Source organism: Streptomyces swartbergensis, assembly GCF_002148965.1.
Classification (GTDB): Bacteria; Actinomycetota; Actinomycetes; order Streptomycetales; family Streptomycetaceae; genus Streptomyces; species Streptomyces swartbergensis.
Genome location: NZ_NGFN01000073.1, coordinates 1 through 18,290, shown reverse-complemented (window position 1 = coordinate 18,290; position 18,290 = coordinate 1). Strand labels below are relative to the sequence as shown.

Genomic DNA, 18,290 nt, shown 5'->3' with positions numbered 1-18,290 from the left:
CGGCACGCCGCGGGGTGCTGTCCCACTGGCGGCAGTACCTGGCGATCTCGCCCTTCTTCGTGATCTTCGGCGTCTTCTCGTTCTTCCCGGTCTTCTACTCGCTGTACCTGGCCTTCCAGCGCTGGGACGGCATGGGCACCATGCAGTTCGTGGGGCTGGACCAGTTCCGGTTCCTGTGGGACGACCCGGTCTTCTGGATGTCGATCCGCAACACCCTGGTGATCTGGGTGCTGTCCACCGTCCCCACGCTGTTCGGGGCCCTGGTGCTGGCGACGCTGCTGCACTCGGTGCGCCGCTTCAAGGGCTTCTACCGCATCGCCCTCTACATACCGAACGTCACCTCGATCGTCGCCGTGTCGATCTTCTTCGGCGCGGTGTTCAGCAACAACTTCGGCCTGGTCAACGCGATCCTGGGCATGGTCGGCATCTCACCCGTCCCGTGGCTGAGCAACCCGTGGCTGATCAAACTGGTCATCGCGCTGCTGATGACCTGGATGTGGACCGGCTACAACATGATCATCTACCTGGCGGGTCTGCAGGCCATCCCCACGCAGATCTACGAGGCCGCCAAGCTGGACGGCGCCGGACCCGTCCGCACGTTCTTCCAGATCACCATGCCGATCATGCGGCCCATCATCCTGTTCACCGTCGTCATCTCGACCATCAACGGCCTGCAGAGCTTCAGCGAACCCCAGGTCCTGTTCGGCAGCAACGCCGCCAACCCGAACCTCGGCGGCCCCGGCCAGGCGGGCCTGACCACGCTGCTGTACTTCTACCAGTCGGCTTTCGTCAACAACGACTACGGCTACGGCGCGGCCATCGTATGGGCCTTCTTCGTACTGATCATGGTGCTGGTCGCCGTCAACTGGCGCCTCGTCCAGCGCGGGAGGAAGTCATGACCGCAGCGGTCACGAGGCGGTCCCGGCGCCCCAAGGGCCTGACCGCGCACATCGTTCTCGTCCTGGCCGTCCTGGTCTCGGTCTTCCCGTTCGTGTGGACGATCGTCATGGCGACGAACACCACCCAGGACATCTACAAGAGCCCGCCGAAGCTGACCTTCGGTTCCCAGCTGCTGGAGAACGTCCGGCACGTGCTCGACACCATCGACTTCTTCGGGTCGATGCTGAACACGCTCGTCGTCGCGACCGTCACCACCGTCCTGGTCCTGTTCGTCGACTCCCTGGCGGCCTTCGCCTTCGCCAAGTTCGACTTCCCCGGACGCAAGGTGCTGTTCGCCATGCTGGTGGGGTTCATGATGCTGCCGCTCCAGCTGGCCGTCCTCCCCCAGTTCATCCTCATGTCCGACCTCGGCTGGGTCGGCACGCTCAAGGCGCTGATCCCGCCCGCCCTCGCCAACGCCTTCGGCATCTTCTGGCTGCGCCAGTACATCGAGAACGGCGTGCCGGACGAACTCCTCGACGCCGCGCGCATCGACGGCGCGGGTTTCTTCCGCCAGTACTGGAACATCGTGCTGCCGATGATCAAACCCGCGCTGTCGTTCCTCGCCATCTACGCCTTCGTCGGCGCCTGGAACGACTACATCTGGCCGCTGGTCGTGCTCACCGACCCCGGCCACCTCACCCTCCAGGTGGCGCTCGCCCAGCTCCATGTGGGCCACACCACCGACTACAGCATGGTCATGGCCGGTGTGCTCATGGCGTCCGTGCCGCTGGTCGTGGTCTTCACGATCTTCGCCCGCGGCTTCATCGCGGGCGCGACCGAGGGAGCGGTGCAGGGGAGCTGACGGGGCGCGCCCCGAAAGGGGCGCGGGGAACTGCGCGATCAGCCACAGTCGGCGCGCAGCCAAGAACCGGCAGTCCGGCCCGAGCTCTTAGTCCTGGTCCGGTGCAGCAGGAATGAGCGACGAGAGGGGGTAGGCAGTGACAGACGCCGAGGTCACCGCGCACCGCAAGGTGCTCATCGTCGGCATGGACGGCCTGCGCTTCGACCGGCTGACCCGCTGCCCTGCCACGGCACCGGTACTGCACGGCCTGATGACCGCCGGCGCCCACGGCACCAGCCTGCTGCCCTACGGCCGGGCCGAGGACGGGCCGTCGGCCGGCACGGCCTACACGGACTCCGGGCCCGGCTGGTCGAGCGTGCTGACCGGGGTGTGGCCCGACCGGCACGGGGTGACCGGCAACGACTTCCTCGGCGCCGACTACACCCGCTACCCCGACTTCCTCAGCCGCGCCGCCACCGCCCGGCCCGCTCTGCGCACGGCGGCGGTGGTGTCCTGGCCGGAGCTGGTCGACCGGGGCGTCCTCGGCGCCGCCATCGGCCGGCGGGTGCGCCACGACGGCGAGTCCGACGGCTACGAAACCGCCGACCGCCTCGTCGCCGACACCGCCGCGCACTGGCTCACCGAGGACGACCCGGACGCCCTGTTCGTGTACTTCGGCGCCACCGACGAGGCCGGCCACGCCACCGGCCCCCTCTCCCCCGCCTACGACCGGGCCCTGCTCGCCCAGGACGCCCACCTCGGGCGGCTCCTGGAGACGATCGACGCGCGGCGCGCCTGCGAGCACTGGACCGTGCTGGTCACCACGGACCACGGTCACCTCGACACCGGCGGCCACGGCGGCGACACGCGTGCCGAACGGGAGGTCTTCGTCATCCTCGCCGAGCCCGGCATGCCCGGAACCCTCGCCGAGCCCGGCATGCCCGGAACCCTCGCCGAGCCCGGCATGCCCGGAGGCACCAGGCTCGACTCGCCCCGCCTCATCGACATCGCCCCCACCGTCCTGGACCGTCTCGGCATCCCCGTCGACCCCGCCTGGGGCCTTCAAGGGCGCGCCCTGCCCCGGCCCACCGCACCGACTCCGGAATGGTCATGACCGACGCACACCCCGATCCCCTGATCGCCCTGCGCCCCTGGGAGGCACCGGAGGTGACCTCCTGGGGGCGGCTGCCGATGAACGCCGTCGACCGGCGGGCCGGGGCCGTCTCCCTGGACGGCGACTGGCGTTTCCAGCTGCTGCCCGCGCCGGACGCCCCGCTCGGGGAGGTCTGGTCGTCGTCGTACGTGCCCGGCGTGTGGACCATGCAGGGCACGGACGATCTTCCGCAGTACCTCAACGTCCGCATGCCGTTCGCCGAGTTCCCGCCGGACGTGCCCGCCGCCAATCCGACGGGCGTGTACGAGCGTGCGGTGGACGTGCCGGCGGAGTGGGCGGGGCGGCGGATCGTGCTCCAGGTCGGGGCGGCGGAGAGCGTGCTGCTGGTGCACGTGGACGGGCGGCCTGTCGGCATCTCCAAGGACTCCCACCTGGCCGCCGAGTTCGATCTGACGCACGTGGTGCGCCCCGGGGAGCGGGCCGCCCTGCGCCTGACCGTCGTCAAGTGGTCGGACGCCTCGCACATCGAGGACCAGGACCAGTGGTGGCACGGCGGGATCACCCGCTCGGTGCTGCTGTACGCGAGGGACCCGCTGCATCTCGCGGACGTGACCGTGCGGGCCCGGCGCGACGGTGACCTGCGCGTGGACTGCCTCGTGCGGGACTCGGGCGGGGCCCTGCCCGAGGGCTGGTACATCAGCGGGGAGCTGGACGGGCGCCTGCTCACGCAGGACACGGAGTTCGACCGGGCCAACGCCGAGGACGAGCGCGTCTCCGGCTTCCTCGGCGAGGCCCGGCTGCGGGCCGCCGTACCGGACGTGCACGCCTGGACCGCCGAGACGCCCGAGCTGTACGGCCTGACCGTCCGGCTGCACCGCGCCGACGGCACGGTCGCCGACACCTCCCGCCACCGGATCGGCTTCCGCGACGTCGAGATCACCGGCCGGGACCTGCTGGTCAACGGCGAGCGCGTGTTCATCCGGGGCGTCAACCGGCACGACTTCCATCCGCTGACGGGGCGGACGGTGTCGTACGACGACATGCGCGCGGACCTCGTCCTGCTGAAGCGGTTCGGCTTCAACGCGATCCGCACCGCGCACTACCCGAACGACCCGGCCCTGTACGACCTGGCCGACGAGCTCGGCTTCTACGTCGTCGACGAGGCCGGCATCGAGTCCCACGACCACGCGCACGAGATCGCCGACGACCCGCGCTATCTGGGCGCCTTCGTCGACCGGGTCGCGCGGATGGTGCTGCGGGACAAGAACCACCCGTCCGTCATCATCTGGTCGCTGGGCAACGAGTCCGACTACGGCGCGAACCACGACGCGGCCGCCGGCTGGGTACGCCGGCACGACCCGACCCGGCCGGTGCAGTACGAGGGCGCGGCCAGGCGCGGCTGGGCCGATCCGGACCTGGCCTCCGACATCGCCTGCCCGATGTACGCGCCGCTGCAGGAGTGCATCGCGCACGCCATGTCGGGCACGCAGACCAAGCCGCTCATCCAGTGCGAGTACTCGCACGCCATGGGCAACAGCAACGGCACGCTCGCGGACCATTGGGAGGCCATCGAGGCCACCCCGGGTCTTCAGGGCGGGTTCATCTGGGAGTTCTGGGACCACGGCATCCTCCAGCGTGTGAACGACGGCAGACCGGCCGGGCGTGGGGGCGCCGGGCTCTACGACAACGGTGTCGCCGCGCCCGGCCATCGCTGGGCGTACGGCGGCGACTTCGGGGAGACCGACCACGACGGCGCCTTCATCGCCGACGGTGTCGTCTTCCCCGACCGCACCCCCAAGCCCGTGATGTTCGAGCACCGGGAGATCGCCGCGCCGCTGCGCATCGAGTGCTTCCGGCACGAGGGCGTCGTCCTGGGCAACCACCAGCATTTCCGGGGCCTGGACTGGCTGTCCGGCGAGTGGGAGCTGACCCTCGCCGACGGCGGCACCCTGACCGCCCCCGCCGAGCTGCCCGCTCTGCGGCCGGGCGAGACGGCCGCCGTACCGCTGCCGTTCGAGCTTCCCGAGGACGGCGGTGAGGCATGGCTGACGCTGCGGGTCACGACGGCCCGGGACGAGCCGTGGGCGCCGCGCGGCACGGTGGTGTGCCTGCCGCAGGCACGGCTGCGGCATGCGCCCCCGGTGCGGCACGCCCCCGTCACGCACCGCCCCGTGGAGGTCGACGAGGACGGACTGCTGGTCCATCCGCTGCTGACGGCCGGGCCGACGCTGTCGCTGTGGCGGGCGCCGACCGACAACGACGAACTGGGCGGCATGGCGGCCCGCTGGCGGGACTGGGGGCTCGACGCGCCCACCCGCGAGGTCGTCGCCGTACGCCGTGACCCGGGACGGGTGGCGGTGGTCTGCGACTACCTCTGCCCGGGCGGGACCGTCCGCCACGAGCAGGTGTTCACGGCGGTCGAGGGCGGGCTTCTGGTGGAGGAGTGCGCCGAGTTGCCCGAGGTGCTGGACGACGTGGCCCGGGTCGGCTCGGTCTTCGAGACGGCCGCCGGGCTGAACCTGCTGGAGTGGTTCGGGCAGGGCCCCTGGGAGTCGTATCCGGACCGGGGCGCGGGCGCGCCCGTCGGCCACCACTCCCTGCCGGTGGACGAGCTGTTCACCCCATATCTGCGGCCGCAGGAGAGCGGCGGGCGGCACGGCGTACGGCGGTTCACGCTGTCCGCGCCGGACGCGACCGGGCTCGCGGTGCGGCTGGACCGGCCCCGCCAGGTCTCCGTGACCCGCCATCGCGCGACCGACCTCGCCGCGGCCGCGCACCACGACGAACTGGTGCCGCGGGCCGGGTGCGTGGTGCACATCGACGCGGCGCACCGCGGGCTGGGCACCGCGTCGTGCGGGCCCGACACCTTCGCCACCTACCTCGTCGCGGCCGGCGTCCATCGCTGGAGCTGGACGCTGCGCGTTCTCTGAGTTCTCCCCCTCTGTCACCTCCTCTGTCACTTCCTCTGTCACTTCCTCTGTCACTTCCTCTGTCACCTCATGGAGCACCTGTGTGCACTTCGCATGACCACGACCCGGGCGAGGCCCCCCAGGCCGGTGCCGGAAGACGCGGTTTCCTGCGCGCCACCGCGCTGCTCGGCGCGACCGCCACGGCGGTGGCCGCGCTGCCGGCCGTCACCGCCGCGGCCGCACCGGCGAGCTGGCGCCCCGATCCGCGCAGCCGCCGCTTCACGCTCGCCGTGATGCCGGACACGCAGTACCTCTTCGACGGGCCGAGCATCGACAAGGCACCGGTCGAGGCGTCGCTGCGCTATCTGCTGGAGCACGGCGGGGAGGAGAACCTCGTCTTCCTGTCCCACCTCGGGGACCTCACGCAGAACGGCGCGAAGGAGGAGTTCGCGGCGATCGGCGAGGCGTTCTCGCTGCTGGACCGGCGGGGCGTCGGCTACAGCGTCCTGGCAGGCAATCACGACGTGAAGTCGTCGACGACCGACCAGCGCGGTGCGACGCCGTACCTGGACGCCTTCGGGCCGCAGCGGTTCAAGGGGCAGCGGACGTTCGGCGGTGCCTCCCCGGACGGCTACAACACCTTCCACCTGTTCACCGCGGGCGGCCGGGAGTGGATGGTGCTCGCGCTGGACTGGCGGCTGTCACCGCAGGGCTATGCGTGGGCGAAGGAGGTCATGGCGCGGCATCCGAAGACGCCCGTCATCCTCACCACCCATGAGCTGGTCGTAGAGGAGGACTCCCTGTCGGCGTACGGGCAGCAGCTCTGGGACCGGCTGATCGAGGACCACGACCAGATCTTCCTCACCCTCAACGGGCACTACTGGCCCGCCGCCCGCGCGACCCGCAAGAACGCCGCGGGGCACGACGTCCACCTGCATCTGACGAACTACCAGAACCGCTACTTCGGCGGCGCGGCGATGATCCGCCTCTACCGGTTCGACCTGGACCGGAACGTCATCGACGTGGAGACGGTCTCGCCGTGGATCCTGGGGCGGGCCGGGAAGGGGCTCAACGAACTGGAGCGGCAGGAGATGGAGCTGAGCGGCGACGCCGACCGGTTCTCCGTCGAGATCGACTTCCAGGAGCGTTTCTCCGGCTTCGCGCCCGTGCCCGCCCGGCCGGCGCGGCCCGCCTCGAAGATGCTGGTCCCGGGCACGGTGGCGTACTGGCGCTTCGAGAACCCCGTCGACGGCACGGCCGGAACGGTCCGGGACCTGTCCGGGCGCGGCAACGACCTCGCGCTCGTCACGGTGGGCGGCGGCGCGCTGGGCTGGTCGGCGGACCACCACCCCGACCAGCCGGGCCACGGCAGCCTGGAGTTCCAGGGCTTCAAGTCCCCGCTGAAGGGCGCCTATCTGCGCACGGTCGACGGCGCCCCGCTCAACTCGGCCACCTTCGCGGACGGCTACACCATCGAGGCGTTCTACCGGCTGCCCGCCGACTGGGACCCGGACCACCACGCCTGGTCGGGCCTGGTCGGCCGCACGGGCACGGGAGGCGCCGCCGGGAAGACCGCCGACGACCCCGACGAGCCGCTGGCCACGCTGTCCCTGTCCAACGACCGTGAACCGCAGTGGGCGATGCGCCCGCTCAACCAGCAGGGCATCGCCACCAACTGGGGCCAGGAGACCCCGCTGGAGACCTGGTGGCACCTCGCGGTCGTCAACGACGGCAGGCACACCACGCTGTACGTCGAGGGCTGCCCGGTGCTCCGCAACCCCAGGGCGTCCTCCGTCGGCATCACCTCCGTCGGCCTGCCGTGGCTGCTCGGCGGCTACGAGTACGGCGGCAAGATCGACCAGATCTTCCACGGCCGGCTCGGCGATGTCCGGATCGTCTCCCGGGCGCTGCCCGTCACCTCCTTCATGGACCACTGACCTCACCTGACTCGCGAGGATCCTTCATGACCGAGCAGCAGCTGCCCGCCTGGGCCGACCCGTCCGTCTCCCCCGCCGCCCTCGACCCCCAGGGAGTCTCCCGCCGCGGGCTCCTGCGCCGCGCGGGCCTGTTCGGCGCCGCGTTCGCCCTGGGCCCGGCGGCGGCCCCGACCCTGGCCGCCGATGACAGCGACAGGCGGCTGGGCGGAGAGGACCCCCGCCTCGCCTACCTCGTCGGCGACCACCACATCCACTCCGTCTACAGCCACGACGCCAAGTACACGTTCTCCCAACTGGCCGCCGCGGGCGCGACGTACGGCCTGGACTGGATGGTGTTCACCGAGCACTCCAACTTCGGGCACGCCGACCACGGGGCCGCGCTGGAGCACCAGGAGATCCTCCAGGCGCGTGCCGAGAACCCGCGTCAGCTGATCTTCCAGGGCCTGGAGTGGTACATCCCGGCCGCCGAGCACTGCACGGTGTTCACCGCCCCGGGGCCGCACGAGGTCGACCTGCTGACCCGGTTCGAGCGCGCCTACGACGGCAAACTGCTCGGCTACGACAAGGGCGGCCCCGCCGACGCGGACACCGCCCGCAACGAGGCGCACGCCCTCAAGGCCCTCAAGTGGCTGGCCGGGCAGCGTCGTTCGGGCTACGTCGACGATGTGCTGGTCCTCGCCAACCACCCCATGCGCCTGGGCATCGACTCCCCGCACGAGATGCGCGACTGGCGGGACGCGGCACCCGGGATCATGATCGGCATGGAGGGCGCGCCGGGTGCCCAGGGCGCCGCCATCCCCGGCTGGCGCGGCGCCACGTCGATCCGCGGCGAGTACGAGAACAAGCCGTCCGCGCAGTCCTGGCCCGGCTACCCGGCGGACGCCTACCTCACGTACGGCGGCTTCGACTGGGCGACCGCCACCGTCGGCGGCCTGTGGGACTCGATGCTCGCCGAGGGGCGGCTGTTCTCGGTCACCACCAACTCCGACGCCCACCGGATCGTCTTCGACACCTGGAAGAACGGCGACTGGCAGCCCGGCCAGACCTTCGACAGCACCGGGAAGCTGCCCGACCCGGTGAACACGGACACCCCGCAGCCGGGCAGCGACTTCTGGCCCGGCCAGTTCAGCCGTACCCATGTGGGCGTCACCCGCTACGGCTACCGCGCGGTCATGGCGGGCCTGCGCGCGGGCCGGGTCTGGCTCGACCACGGGCATCTGCTCGACGGGCTCGACGTCCGGCTGAAGCGGGAACGCGACCGGGGCCGGGGCGTGACGCTCGGCGGCCGGCTGCGGGTCCGCAAGGGCGAGAAGCTCACCCTGACCATCACGGTGACGACCGCCTCGCGGCCCAACCCGCAGGGCATCCTGCCCGAGTTGGCGCACGTGGACGTCATCCGCGGCGCGGTGCGCGGCCCGGTCGCCGACCGCGACACCTGGAAGGCCCCCGACACCCGCGTCGTCCGCTCGCAGGACGTCTCCGGCCGCACGGGCACCTACACCCTGCGCGTTCCGCTGACCGCGGGCGAGGAGTCCTTCTACGTCCGGCTGCGCGGCAGCGACGGCAACCGGCACGGCACCGGCTACCTCGGCGCCTCGGTCGACCCGCACGGGCCGGTTCCGCACGCGCCCGGGGACGGTGACCCGTGGGCGGATACGTGGTTCTATTCGAACCCGGTATTCGTCGACGTGGAAGGTGCCTGACCTGATGAGACGTCAACTGCTCGTCACCACCGCGTTATTGGGTGCCTTCACGCTGGGCGCCGGCACGGCCTCGGCCGCCGGTGCCCCGCAGTGGGCTCGGACCGGCACGGCGTACACCGACACCCTCGGCGGCGGGCAGGGCCTGGCCAGCCGCGCGGACGGCTCCCTGCTGTACCGGGGGCTGGCCTCCATCCCGCTGGACCTGCGGGTCAAGGGCTGGAACCACATAGGCGACCCGGACATCGCGCGCGGCCATGTCTTCGACGCCTACCAGGGCCCGGACACGGCCACGTCCAAGATGTTCGCGGTCACCACTCCGGCCGGGAAGCGCTACGAGTACGTCCACCCGCTGAACCCGGGCGAGAAGCTGAACAACTCCTTCGCGACCGTCTCGCCCGACGAGCAGTGGCTGGTGTCGGGCGAGTGGGGCACGCAGAACCGGCTCCAGGTCTTCCCGGCGCCCCTGCTCAACCCCTCCACGCCGCCCGCCGGCGGCGAGCTGAAGGAGGCCGGGCAGATCACCCTGGACAAGCCCGTACGCGACATCCAGGGCTGCGACTTCGTCACCGGCACCCGCCTGCTGTGCGCCTCGAACGACGCCTCGGGCACCCTCTTCCCGGAGATCCGGCCCCTGCTCCAGGTCGACCTGCCCCGGACGCTGGACGGGCAGCCGGTCACCGGCACGGTGACGAGTCTCCTCGCGCTGCCGCAGCGCAGCGTGTGCACGGGCACCTTCGAGACGGAGGGCGTCGACTACGACACGAACAGCGGCACCCTGAGGACGCAGATGATCCCGCCGGGCGTGTGCGCGGTGACGACGGCCGTCCACGCGTACCAGCAGGTCACCGACTGATCGAGCGGAGGTACGGTGGGCCGCGTGACCGGTGAAGAGTCGCTGCGGCCCCAGTCCCTCATGCTGACGTTCCTGGGCGACCAGGTGCTCGGGCGCGACGTGTGCGTGTACTCGGGCAGCGTCATCGACGTGTTCGCCCGCGCCGGGATCGGCGAGCAGGCGACCCGCTCGACGCTGACCCGGATGGTCAACCGCGACCTGCTGCGCCGCCAGCGGGAGGGCCGCCGGATGTACTTCGGACTGACCGAGCGCTCGGAGGCCGTGCTGCGCGACGGCAAGCGGCGCATCTGGCAGACCGGCGCCGTCAACCGGCACTGGGACGGCACCTGGACCCTGCTCGGTTTCTCCCTGCCCGAGTCCTGGCAGCGCCAGCGCCACGACCTGCGCTCCCAGCTGACCTGGAGTGGCTTCGGCCCGCTGTTCAACGGCCTGTGGATCGCGCCCGGCGAGGTCGACGTGTCGGCGCTGGTGGCCGAGCTCGGCCTGTCCGCCCATGTGAAGGTCTTCCGCGCGCACGCCGACGCCGGGATGGACATCGGCCAGATGATCGAGGAGACGTGGGAGCTGTCCGACCTGGCCGGGCGCTACGAGGCGTTCGGACGGCGCTGGCAGCCGTGGGAGGACGAGCTGCCGCACCCCGACGACGGGCTCGTGCTGCGGCTGCGGCTCCAGACCGAGTGGCTGCGGATCGTCCGGCGCGATCCGCGCCTGCCCGTCAAGCACCTGCCGGACGACTGGCCGGCGGAACAGGCCGAGAAGACGTTCCGGGCCGTGCACGAGAGGCTCTCACCGCTCGCGCGTGACGCCTCGGAACGCCTGCTCGACCTGGTGCCCGCGCGGCCTCAGGCGTAGCACGCCGCTCAGGCCTACGGGGTGTCGTCAGGAGTAGAACCGCGACAGGCTCTGGAGCACCGCGGCCGGCTTGGCGCCGCCCTCGATCTCGATGGCGCCGTCGACCGTGATCTGCACGCCGCCCGGCACCTCCTCGACCTCGGCGAGCTTCGCCACCAGCCGGATGCGGGAGCCGACCTTCACCGGGGAGGGGAAACGCACCTTGTTGAGGCCGTAGTTGACCTTCGTCGTCACGCCCTGGACGTCCAGCAGCTCGGTGAACAGCGGGATGAAGAGGGAGAGCGTGAGGTAGCCGTGCGCGATGGGGGCGCCGAAGGGGCCCTCCTTGGCCTTCTCGGGGTCCACGTGGATCCACTGGTGGTCCCCGGTCGCGTCGGCGAAGGTGTCGATCCGCTCCTGCGTGACCTCGATCCACTCGCTGGTGCCGAGGTCGCTGCCCGCGAGCTTCTTCAGTTCGTCGAGGCCGTTGACGGTGATGCTCATGGAGCCGTCCTTCACTGGGAGTCGGTGCCGTAGCGCTTGCGCACACGGGATTTGAGGAGCTTCCCGGAGGCGGTGCGGGGCAGTTCGTCCGCCACCACGACCGACTTCGGGATCTTGTACTTGGCGAGGCGGCCGGCGAGCGACGCGAGTACCTCGTCGGGGTCGAGTGCGGCGCCCTCGCGGGGTACGACGACCGCGCGGGGCACCTCGCCCCACTTGTCGTCCGGCACCCCGATCACCGCGCACTCCACGATGTCCGGGTGAGCGAGGAGCTGGTCCTCGATCTCGGCGGGGTAGATGTTCTCGCCGCCGGAGATGATCATGTCCTTGAGGCGGTCGACGATGTGGACGTAGCCGTCCTCGTCGACCTGGGCGGCGTCGCCGCTGCGGAACCAGCCGTCCGCGAAGGACGCGGCCGTCTCCTCGGGCAGCCCCCAGTAGCCGGGCATGACGTGCGGCCCGCGCACCACGACCTCGCCCACCTCGCCGACGTCGACCGGCGCGAGGTCGGGCCGTACGACGCGTACGTCGCTGAAGAAGTGCGGCACGCCCGCCGACCCCGCCTTGCTGACGGCGTGCTCGGCGTCCAGGAACAGCGTGCCGGGGGCGGCCTCGGTCATGCCGTAGCCCTGGAGGAAGGTCAGGCCGCGCCTCTGGTACGCCGCGATCAGCGGGGTCGGGACCGGGGAGCCGCCGCAGGTCAGGATGCGCAGCGACGACAGGTCGGCGTCCGGCCAGCGCGGGTGCCGGGCCACCTGGTCGAACATGGTGGGCACGCCGAACATGAAGGTGATCCGGTGCCGTTCGATCAGGTCGAAGGTGGCGTCCGGGTCGAAGGCCTCGACCAAGACGCAGGTGCCGCCCTTCAGCAGGACCGGCAGCGTGAGCATGTTCAGGCCCGCGGTGTGGAACAGCGGGGCGGAGACCAGGGCGCGTTCGTCGGCGAGCAGGTCGTGGTCGATCAGGACGTTGATCGCGTTCCAGGTGAGGTTGCCGTGGGTGAGCATCGCGCCCTTGGGACGGCCCGTCGTCCCCGAGGTGTACATGATGATGCAGGTGTCGTCCGCGGTGACCGGTGTGTCGATGGGCTCCCGGGAGGCCGAGGCCAGCGCCTCCTCGTACTCGGCGCCCACTTCGACGTACGTACGGACGTCCGTGCTGCCCGGCAGTCCCGCGACCAGACCGGCGTGCGAGGGGCCGTAGACGAGGGCCTTGGCGCCGGAGTCGGCGAGCTGATAGGCGATCTCGGGGCCGGCCAGCCGGATGTTGAGGGGGACGAAGACCGCGCCGAGGGTGCCGGCCGCGAACATGGTCTCCAGGTAGGAGGGGTGGTTCGGGCCGAGGTAGGCGACGCGGTCGCCGCGGCGGACGCCCCTTTCGCGCAGAGCGTGGGCGAGGCGGGTGGTGCGGTCGTACAGGCCGGCGTAGGTGCGGGTGGTGTCGCCGTGGATCAGGGCGGTGCGGTGCGGGGTCTTGCGGGCCCGGCGTGCGGGCCACGACCCCAGTCCCTCGTTGCGCATGTCACGCCCCTTACGGTTTCGTCAGCCCGAGCAGGCGGGCGGCGTTCTCCTTGAGGATCTTCGGCCGGACCTCTTCCTTGATCGTCAGCTTGTCGAAGTCGGCGAGCCAGCGGTCGGGGGTGAGGACGGGGAAGTCGGAGCCGAAGAGGACCTTGTCCTTCAGCAGCGTGTTCGCGTACTGCACGAGCTGCGGCGGGAAGTACTTCGGCGACCAGCCGGACAGGTCGATGTGCACGCCCGGCTTGTGCGTGGCGACGGCCAAGGCCTCGTCCTGCCAGGGGAACGACGGGTGCGCCAGGATGATCTTCAGGTGCGGGAAGTCGGCGGCGACGTCGTCCACGTGCAGCGGGTTGGAGTACTTGAGGCGGATGCCGCCCCCGCCGGGCACGCCGGCGCCGATGCCGGTCTGGCCGGTGTGGAACAGGGCGATCGTGCCGGTCTCCTCGATCACCTCGTACAGGTCGTACGCCACCGACCGGTCGTTGGGGAAGAAGCCCTGGATGCTGGGGTGGAACTTGAAGCCCTTCACCCCGTACTCCTCGACCAGGCGCCGGGCCTGCTTCACCCCCGCCTTCCCCCGGAAGGGGTCGATGGAGGCGAAGGGGATGAGGACGTCGGCGTTGGCGGCGGCGGCCTCGGCGACCTCCTCGTTGGGGACGGGCGCCGTGCCGGTGGCGGACTCGGCGTCGACCGTGAAGATCACGGCGGCCATCTTCCGCTCGCGGTAGTACGCGGCCGTCTCCTCCAGGGTCGGCTTCCGCTTGCCCTCGACCTTGAAGTAGGCGGAGGAGGCGTCGTGCAGGTCGTCGTCCAGGGAGGAGTGGCCCTTGGAGGAGACCTCCGCATGGGTGTGGACGTCGATCGCGACGAGGTCGTTCAGGTCCATCACGCCTCCGGGAACTTCGGCGCCGGGATGCCGACCGACTGGAGCTCGGCACCGACCGAGGTGGGCCAGGCGTCCGCCAGGGCCTCGGGGGTCCAGCCGCCGTCGGCGTACGCCGCCCTGATCTCCTGCGGATGCGACCAGAGTGCCACCTTGTCGCCGCCGATGCCGACGCACTGGCCGGTCACGCCGCGCGCGGCCTCGGAGGCGAGGAACGGGACGAGGGCGGCGCAGTCCTCGGGGGTGCCGAAGCCCTCACCCTTGCGGAGGAAGTCGGGCAGCGGCTCGCCGTTGCGCATGGCCTCGATGTACGGGGCGAAGGCCGGGATCGTCTCGGTCATCGCGGTCGCGGCGACCGGCACGATCGCGTTGACGGTGATGTTCGCGCGGCCCAGCTCCATGGACCAGGTGCGGGCCATCGCCGCGATGCCGGCCTTGGCGGCGGCGTAGTTCGTCTGGCCGAAGTTGCCGCGCTGGCCGGCCGGGGAGCCGACCAGGATCAGCGAGCCTCCCTCGCCCTGCTCGCGCATCCGGACGGCGGCGGCCCGGGCGCAGGTGAAGGTGCCCTTGAGGTGGGTGGTGATCACCGCCTCGAAGTCCTCGTCGGTCATCTTCCACAGCACCTTGTCGCGGAGGATGCCCGCGTTGGTGACGAGGACGTCCAGCCGGCCGAACTCCTCGACCGCGCGGGCGACCAGCCGGTCCGCCGCCTCGGCCGTACCGACCGGGACCACCTCCGCCACGGCCTTGCCGCCCACCTCGGTGATGGACTTCACGGCCGCCTCGGCCACCGCCTCGTCGACGTCGTTGACGACCACGGACGCCCCGTGGGCGGCCAGGGCGTGGGCATAGGCGAGGCCGAGGCCCCGGCCGCTTCCGGTGACGACGGCGGCCTTGCCGGAGAGATCGATGCTGGGCACGGGTGGGTCCCTTCACACGGGTTCGACTTCGAGATTGAAGCTAAGAGCAATAATTGTTGACGTCAATAGTTGTTGGTGACCCAAAGGTGCGAGATGCTGGAATCCCCAGGAAGTACCGAGCACAGGGAGCCCGTCATCACACACCAGAACGTCACCCCGAAGCCCATCGACGCCCACGAGCCGTGGATGCGCGGGCTGCACGCCGACACGGGCTACCTGCTGTACCGCCTGGGCCTGCGCTCGGGACAGCTCTTCAACGCCTGCCTCCAGGAGTCGGGCGTGCGCCTGCGCCACTACGCGGTGCTGCGCTTCCTCGCCACCTCCGAGGGCGCGCTCCAGCGCGAGCTGAGCACCCGGCTCGGCTACGACCCGAGCGCGATCGTCGGCCTGGTCGACGACCTGGAGAAGCAGGGCTTCGCCGAGCGCCGCCCCTCCCCCGACGACCGCCGCAGCCGGATCGTCGCGCTGACCGAGAAGGGCCGCGCGTTCCTCCGCGACACCGACGAGGCCGGCCAGCGGGTGACGAACGAACTCCTCGCCCCGCTGGACCCGGCCGACCGGGAGGCGCTGCACGCGCTGCTGCTGCGGATCGCCGAGGACGGACTGAACTGATGTTGTGCAAATGATTGACGGCTGCACGATGGATGCATAACTTCATCGGCCAACCGAGACCCGTCCCCAGGGAGCTCCCGTGCAGCCATCCCCCTCCGCCGCTCAACCCACCCCCGATTCCCGGCAGTTGCGTCGCGTGGCCGTCTCCGGACTGCTCGGAACGGCCGTCGAGTTCTACGACTTCCTCGTCTACGGCACGGTCGCCGCCCTCGTCTTCGGCGAGCTGTTCTTCCCCCGGGCCGACCCGGCGGTCGGCACCATCGCGGCGTTCGGCACCTTCGCCGCCGGCTATCTCGCCCGCCCGCTCGGCGGCATCGTCTTCGGCCACTTCGGCGACCGGATCGGCCGCAAGTCGATGATGCTGCTGACCATGGTCCTGATGGGCAGCGGCAGCTTCCTCATCGGCCTGCTGCCGACGTACGACGCGATCGGCGTCTGGGCCCCGATCCTGCTGGTCGCCCTGCGCGTGGTGCAGGGCCTCGCGATCGGCGGCGAGTGGGGCGGCGCGATGCTCATGGTCGTCGAGCACGCCGAGCACGCGCAGGGTTCCCGGCGCGGCCTGTGGTCCAGCTTCACCCAGCTCGGCGCCCCGCTCGGTTCCGTGCTGTCGGCCGGTGTGGTCACCATCGTCGCCGGCCTGCCCGACGACGAGTTCCGCTCCTGGGGCTGGCGGGTGCCGTTCCTGCTGAGCATCGTGCTGCTGGCCGTCGGTCTGTTCGTGCGCCTCAAGGTCGCCGAGAGCCCGCTGTTCGCCCAGGTCAAGCGGCAACCGATGGACAAGCCGCCGATCGTGGAGGTGCTGCGCCGCCCGAAGCCCGTGCTGCTCGCGGCCTGCGTCGGCATCGGCGCGTTCACCGCCCAGTCGCTGCTGACGAGCTTCATGATCTCCTACGCCGTCGACGAGGGGTACACCCGCCCGCAGGTGCTGACCGCCGTGACCGTCGCCTCCTGCGTGGCGCTCGTCGTCCTGCCCGCCGCGTCCGCGCTGTCGGACCGGGTCGGCCGCCGGCCCGTCGTGCTCGCCGGGGCGATCGCCTCGGCCGCGCTCGCCTTCCCCGTCCTGGCGCTGGTCGACTCCGGCTCGCCCGGACTGCTGATCCTCGCCCTCGCCCTCGGTCACGGTGTCGCCCAGTCCACGATGTACGGGCCGCTCGGCGCCCTGCTCACCGAGATGTTCGGCACCCGCGTCCGCTACACCGGCGCCTCGCTCGGCTACCAGGCGGCCACCCTGATCGGCGCCGGGTTCTCCCCCCTCATCGCCGGCAGCCTCCTCGCCTCCTACGGGGGCGGGAGCACGCCCGTCTCACTGATGCTGTGCGCCGGCGCGGCGATCACCGCCGTCACCGTGTGGCGGCTGCGCGAGACGCACACCGACGCCCTGGACTCCCCGGCCGCCGCCACCCCCACCCTGGAAGGGACCCCGCGTTGAGGATCCGCCTCGCTTTGCTGACCGCCTGCCTGTCCCTGGCGACCGCACTGCCGGCGCGGGCCGCCGCCACGGACACGCACCTGGAGGGCCGGCTCGCCTCCGGCGCCGCGTACGTGATGGACGTCCCCGCGTCCTGGAACGGCACGGTGCTGCTCTACAGCCACGGCTACACCCCGGCCGGAGCCCCCAACCCGGCCCAGAACACTCCGGGTGCGGCCGCCCGGGACAAGCTGCTGGCCGAGGGCTACGCCCTCATCGGCTCCTCCTACGCGACGAACGGCTGGGCCGTCACCGAGGCGGTGCCGGACCAGCTCGCCACGCTGGACCTGTTCACCGAGAGGTTCGGGGCGGCCCGGCGGACGCTCGCCTGGGGCACCTCGTACGGCGGGTTCGTCACGACGATGCTCGCCGAGCGGCACACCGGCCGGTTCGACGGTTCACTGTCGATGTGCGGGCTGGTGCAGGGCGGCGTCGCCAACTGGAACAGCACCCTGGACCCGGTGTTCGCGCTGCGCACGCTCCTCGCACCGGACTCCGGAATCCGGCTCGCGGGCTTCGCCGGCCAGACGGAGGCGGTGGCCGCCGGGAAGGCGCTCACCACGAAGGTCGACGCCGCGCAGCGAACCCCGGAGGGCCGGGCCCGGATCGCCCTGGCCGCCGCCCTGCACAACATCCCGGGCTACAACGACTCCTCACAGACCGTGCCGGGCCCCACGGACTGGCAGACCCAGCAGGTCAACCAGTACACGGCCGTCCGGGGCCTGATCCAGATGCCCGCGTTCAGCTGGCGGCAGGAGGCCGAGAGCCGGGCGGGCGGCAACCCGTCGTGGAACACCGGTGTCGACTACACGGCCATGCTCGCCCGCTCCCCGCTGTACAAAGAGGTGAAGGAGCTCTACAAGGAGGCGGGACTGTCCTTGCGTACCGACCTCTCGGCGCTGGACCGGGCGCCCCGGGTCTCCGCCGATCAGCCGGCCGTGCGGTGGATGCGGAACACCAGCGTGCTCTCCGGCCGGCTCACCGACCCCCAGCTGAACATCCACACGACCGGTGACGCGCTGATACCGGTGCAGGCGGAGAGCGCCTACCGGCGGGCGGCCACCGCGGCCGGCTCGGGCCCGCTGTTCCGCCAGGCCTACGTCGACGCCCCCGGCCACTGCACGTTCACCCCCGGCGAGACCCTCGCCGCCCTGCGCACCCTGGAACACCGCCTGGACACCGGCCGTTGGGACACCTCACCCGCCGCCCTCAACTCCCGTGCGGCAGCCGAGGATTCGACGGCCGAGCCCCGCTACGTCCCGTACCGCCCGGCCGCCTACCCCCGCCCCTACGACCTCGCCCACCCGGGAGAC

15 protein-coding genes are annotated in these 18,290 nt (G+C 71.3%); 11 read left to right on the top strand and 4 right to left on the bottom strand.

Translation table 11 applies throughout. The features are described 5' to 3' along the window. Positions 1-14: 14 nt before the first annotated feature. From CA983_RS14435 to CA983_RS14400, 8 genes are all read left to right on the top strand, one after another. On the top strand, positions 15-899 hold the full coding sequence (locus CA983_RS14435; RefSeq protein WP_086601304.1) for a carbohydrate ABC transporter permease: 885 nt from the start codon (positions 15-17) through the stop codon (positions 897-899). Next, the gene (locus CA983_RS14430; RefSeq protein ID WP_086601293.1) at positions 896-1,744 is read left to right on the top strand and encodes a carbohydrate ABC transporter permease; all 849 of its coding nucleotides are present in this window, start codon (positions 896-898) and stop codon (positions 1,742-1,744) included. The genes CA983_RS14435 and CA983_RS14430 overlap by 4 nt, the downstream gene beginning before the upstream one ends. 136 nt (positions 1,745-1,880) lie before the next feature. Continuing rightward, positions 1,881-2,837 carry an alkaline phosphatase family protein gene (locus tag CA983_RS14425; RefSeq protein ID WP_279628435.1) on the top strand — a complete coding sequence of 319 codons (957 nt, stop codon included), beginning with the start codon at positions 1,881-1,883 and terminating at the stop codon, positions 2,835-2,837. Next, complete coding sequence (locus tag CA983_RS14420; RefSeq protein WP_086601292.1) at positions 2,834-5,767, top strand: glycoside hydrolase family 2 TIM barrel-domain containing protein; 2,934 nt, start codon at positions 2,834-2,836, stop codon at positions 5,765-5,767. Before CA983_RS14425 ends, CA983_RS14420 begins: the two co-directional genes overlap by 4 nt. A gap of 80 nt (positions 5,768-5,847) precedes the next feature. Next, positions 5,848-7,683 (top strand): LamG-like jellyroll fold domain-containing protein, encoded by a 1,836-nt coding sequence (locus CA983_RS14415; protein WP_086601291.1) that lies wholly within the window; start codon positions 5,848-5,850, stop codon positions 7,681-7,683. Between the two features lie 26 nt (positions 7,684-7,709). Then, positions 7,710-9,386 carry a PHP domain-containing protein gene (locus CA983_RS14410; protein WP_086601290.1) on the top strand — a complete coding sequence of 559 codons (1,677 nt, stop codon included), beginning with the start codon at positions 7,710-7,712 and terminating at the stop codon, positions 9,384-9,386. A 4-nt stretch (positions 9,387-9,390) separates the two neighbouring features. Continuing rightward, entirely contained in the window at positions 9,391-10,239 is an 849-nt protein-coding gene (locus CA983_RS14405; protein ID WP_086601289.1) for a hypothetical protein, read from the top strand. 24 nt (positions 10,240-10,263) lie between these two features. Further along, positions 10,264-11,091 (top strand): PaaX family transcriptional regulator, encoded by an 828-nt coding sequence (locus CA983_RS14400; protein WP_086601302.1) that lies wholly within the window; start codon positions 10,264-10,266, stop codon positions 11,089-11,091. 27 nt (positions 11,092-11,118) lie between these two features. On the opposite strand, the gene CA983_RS14395 is transcribed toward CA983_RS14400, so the two are convergent. From CA983_RS14395 to CA983_RS14380, 4 genes are read right to left on the bottom strand one after another with little or no spacing between them, the layout of a single operon-like run. Then, the gene (locus tag CA983_RS14395) at positions 11,119-11,574 is read right to left on the bottom strand and encodes a MaoC family dehydratase (protein WP_086601301.1); all 456 of its coding nucleotides are present in this window, start codon (positions 11,572-11,574) and stop codon (positions 11,119-11,121) included. An 11-nt stretch (positions 11,575-11,585) separates the two neighbouring features. Continuing rightward, positions 11,586-13,094, bottom strand: a complete 1,509-nt coding sequence (locus CA983_RS14390) for an acyl-CoA synthetase (protein WP_086601288.1) — start codon at positions 13,092-13,094, stop codon at positions 11,586-11,588. A 10-nt stretch (positions 13,095-13,104) separates the two neighbouring features. Further along, on the bottom strand, positions 13,105-13,980 hold the full coding sequence (locus tag CA983_RS14385; protein ID WP_086601287.1) for an amidohydrolase family protein: 876 nt from the start codon (positions 13,978-13,980) through the stop codon (positions 13,105-13,107). Beyond that, the gene (locus CA983_RS14380; RefSeq protein WP_086601286.1) at positions 13,980-14,897 is read right to left on the bottom strand and encodes an SDR family NAD(P)-dependent oxidoreductase; all 918 of its coding nucleotides are present in this window, start codon (positions 14,895-14,897) and stop codon (positions 13,980-13,982) included. Before CA983_RS14380 ends, CA983_RS14385 begins: the two co-directional genes overlap by 1 nt. Before the next feature lie 186 nt (positions 14,898-15,083). Between CA983_RS14380 and CA983_RS14375 the strand changes: the two genes are divergently transcribed. The 3 genes from CA983_RS14375 to CA983_RS14365 form a co-directional block, all read left to right on the top strand. Beyond that, positions 15,084-15,509 (top strand): MarR family winged helix-turn-helix transcriptional regulator, encoded by a 426-nt coding sequence (locus CA983_RS14375; RefSeq protein ID WP_086601300.1) that lies wholly within the window; start codon positions 15,084-15,086, stop codon positions 15,507-15,509. A gap of 79 nt (positions 15,510-15,588) precedes the next feature. Then, positions 15,589-16,938, top strand: coding sequence for an MFS transporter (locus CA983_RS14370; protein WP_086601285.1), 1,350 nt, complete (start codon positions 15,589-15,591; stop codon positions 16,936-16,938). Beyond that, on the top strand, positions 16,935-18,290 hold a 1,356-nt coding region (locus CA983_RS14365; protein WP_086601299.1), incomplete at its 3' end, for an alpha/beta hydrolase family protein. The genes CA983_RS14370 and CA983_RS14365, both read left to right, overlap by 4 nt.

Bases quoted from the DNA above. Each gene is read 5' to 3' on its own strand.
- CA983_RS14430 (WP_086601293.1), top strand. From the start codon at position 896: ATGACCGCAGCGGTCACGAGGCGGTCCCGGCGCCCCAAGGGCCTGACC.
- CA983_RS14420 (WP_086601292.1), top strand. From the start codon at position 2,834: ATGACCGACGCACACCCCGATCCCCTGATCGCCCTGCGCCCCTGGGAG.
- CA983_RS14410 (WP_086601290.1), top strand. From the start codon at position 7,710: ATGACCGAGCAGCAGCTGCCCGCCTGGGCCGACCCGTCCGTCTCCCCC.
- CA983_RS14405 (WP_086601289.1), top strand. From the start codon at position 9,391: ATGAGACGTCAACTGCTCGTCACCACCGCGTTATTGGGTGCCTTCACG.
- CA983_RS14395 (WP_086601301.1), bottom strand. From the start codon at position 11,574: ATGAGCATCACCGTCAACGGCCTCGACGAACTGAAGAAGCTCGCGGGC.
- CA983_RS14390 (WP_086601288.1), bottom strand. From the start codon at position 13,094: ATGCGCAACGAGGGACTGGGGTCGTGGCCCGCACGCCGGGCCCGCAAG.
- CA983_RS14385 (WP_086601287.1), bottom strand. From the start codon at position 13,980: ATGGACCTGAACGACCTCGTCGCGATCGACGTCCACACCCATGCGGAG.
- CA983_RS14375 (WP_086601300.1), top strand. From the start codon at position 15,084: ATGCGCGGGCTGCACGCCGACACGGGCTACCTGCTGTACCGCCTGGGC.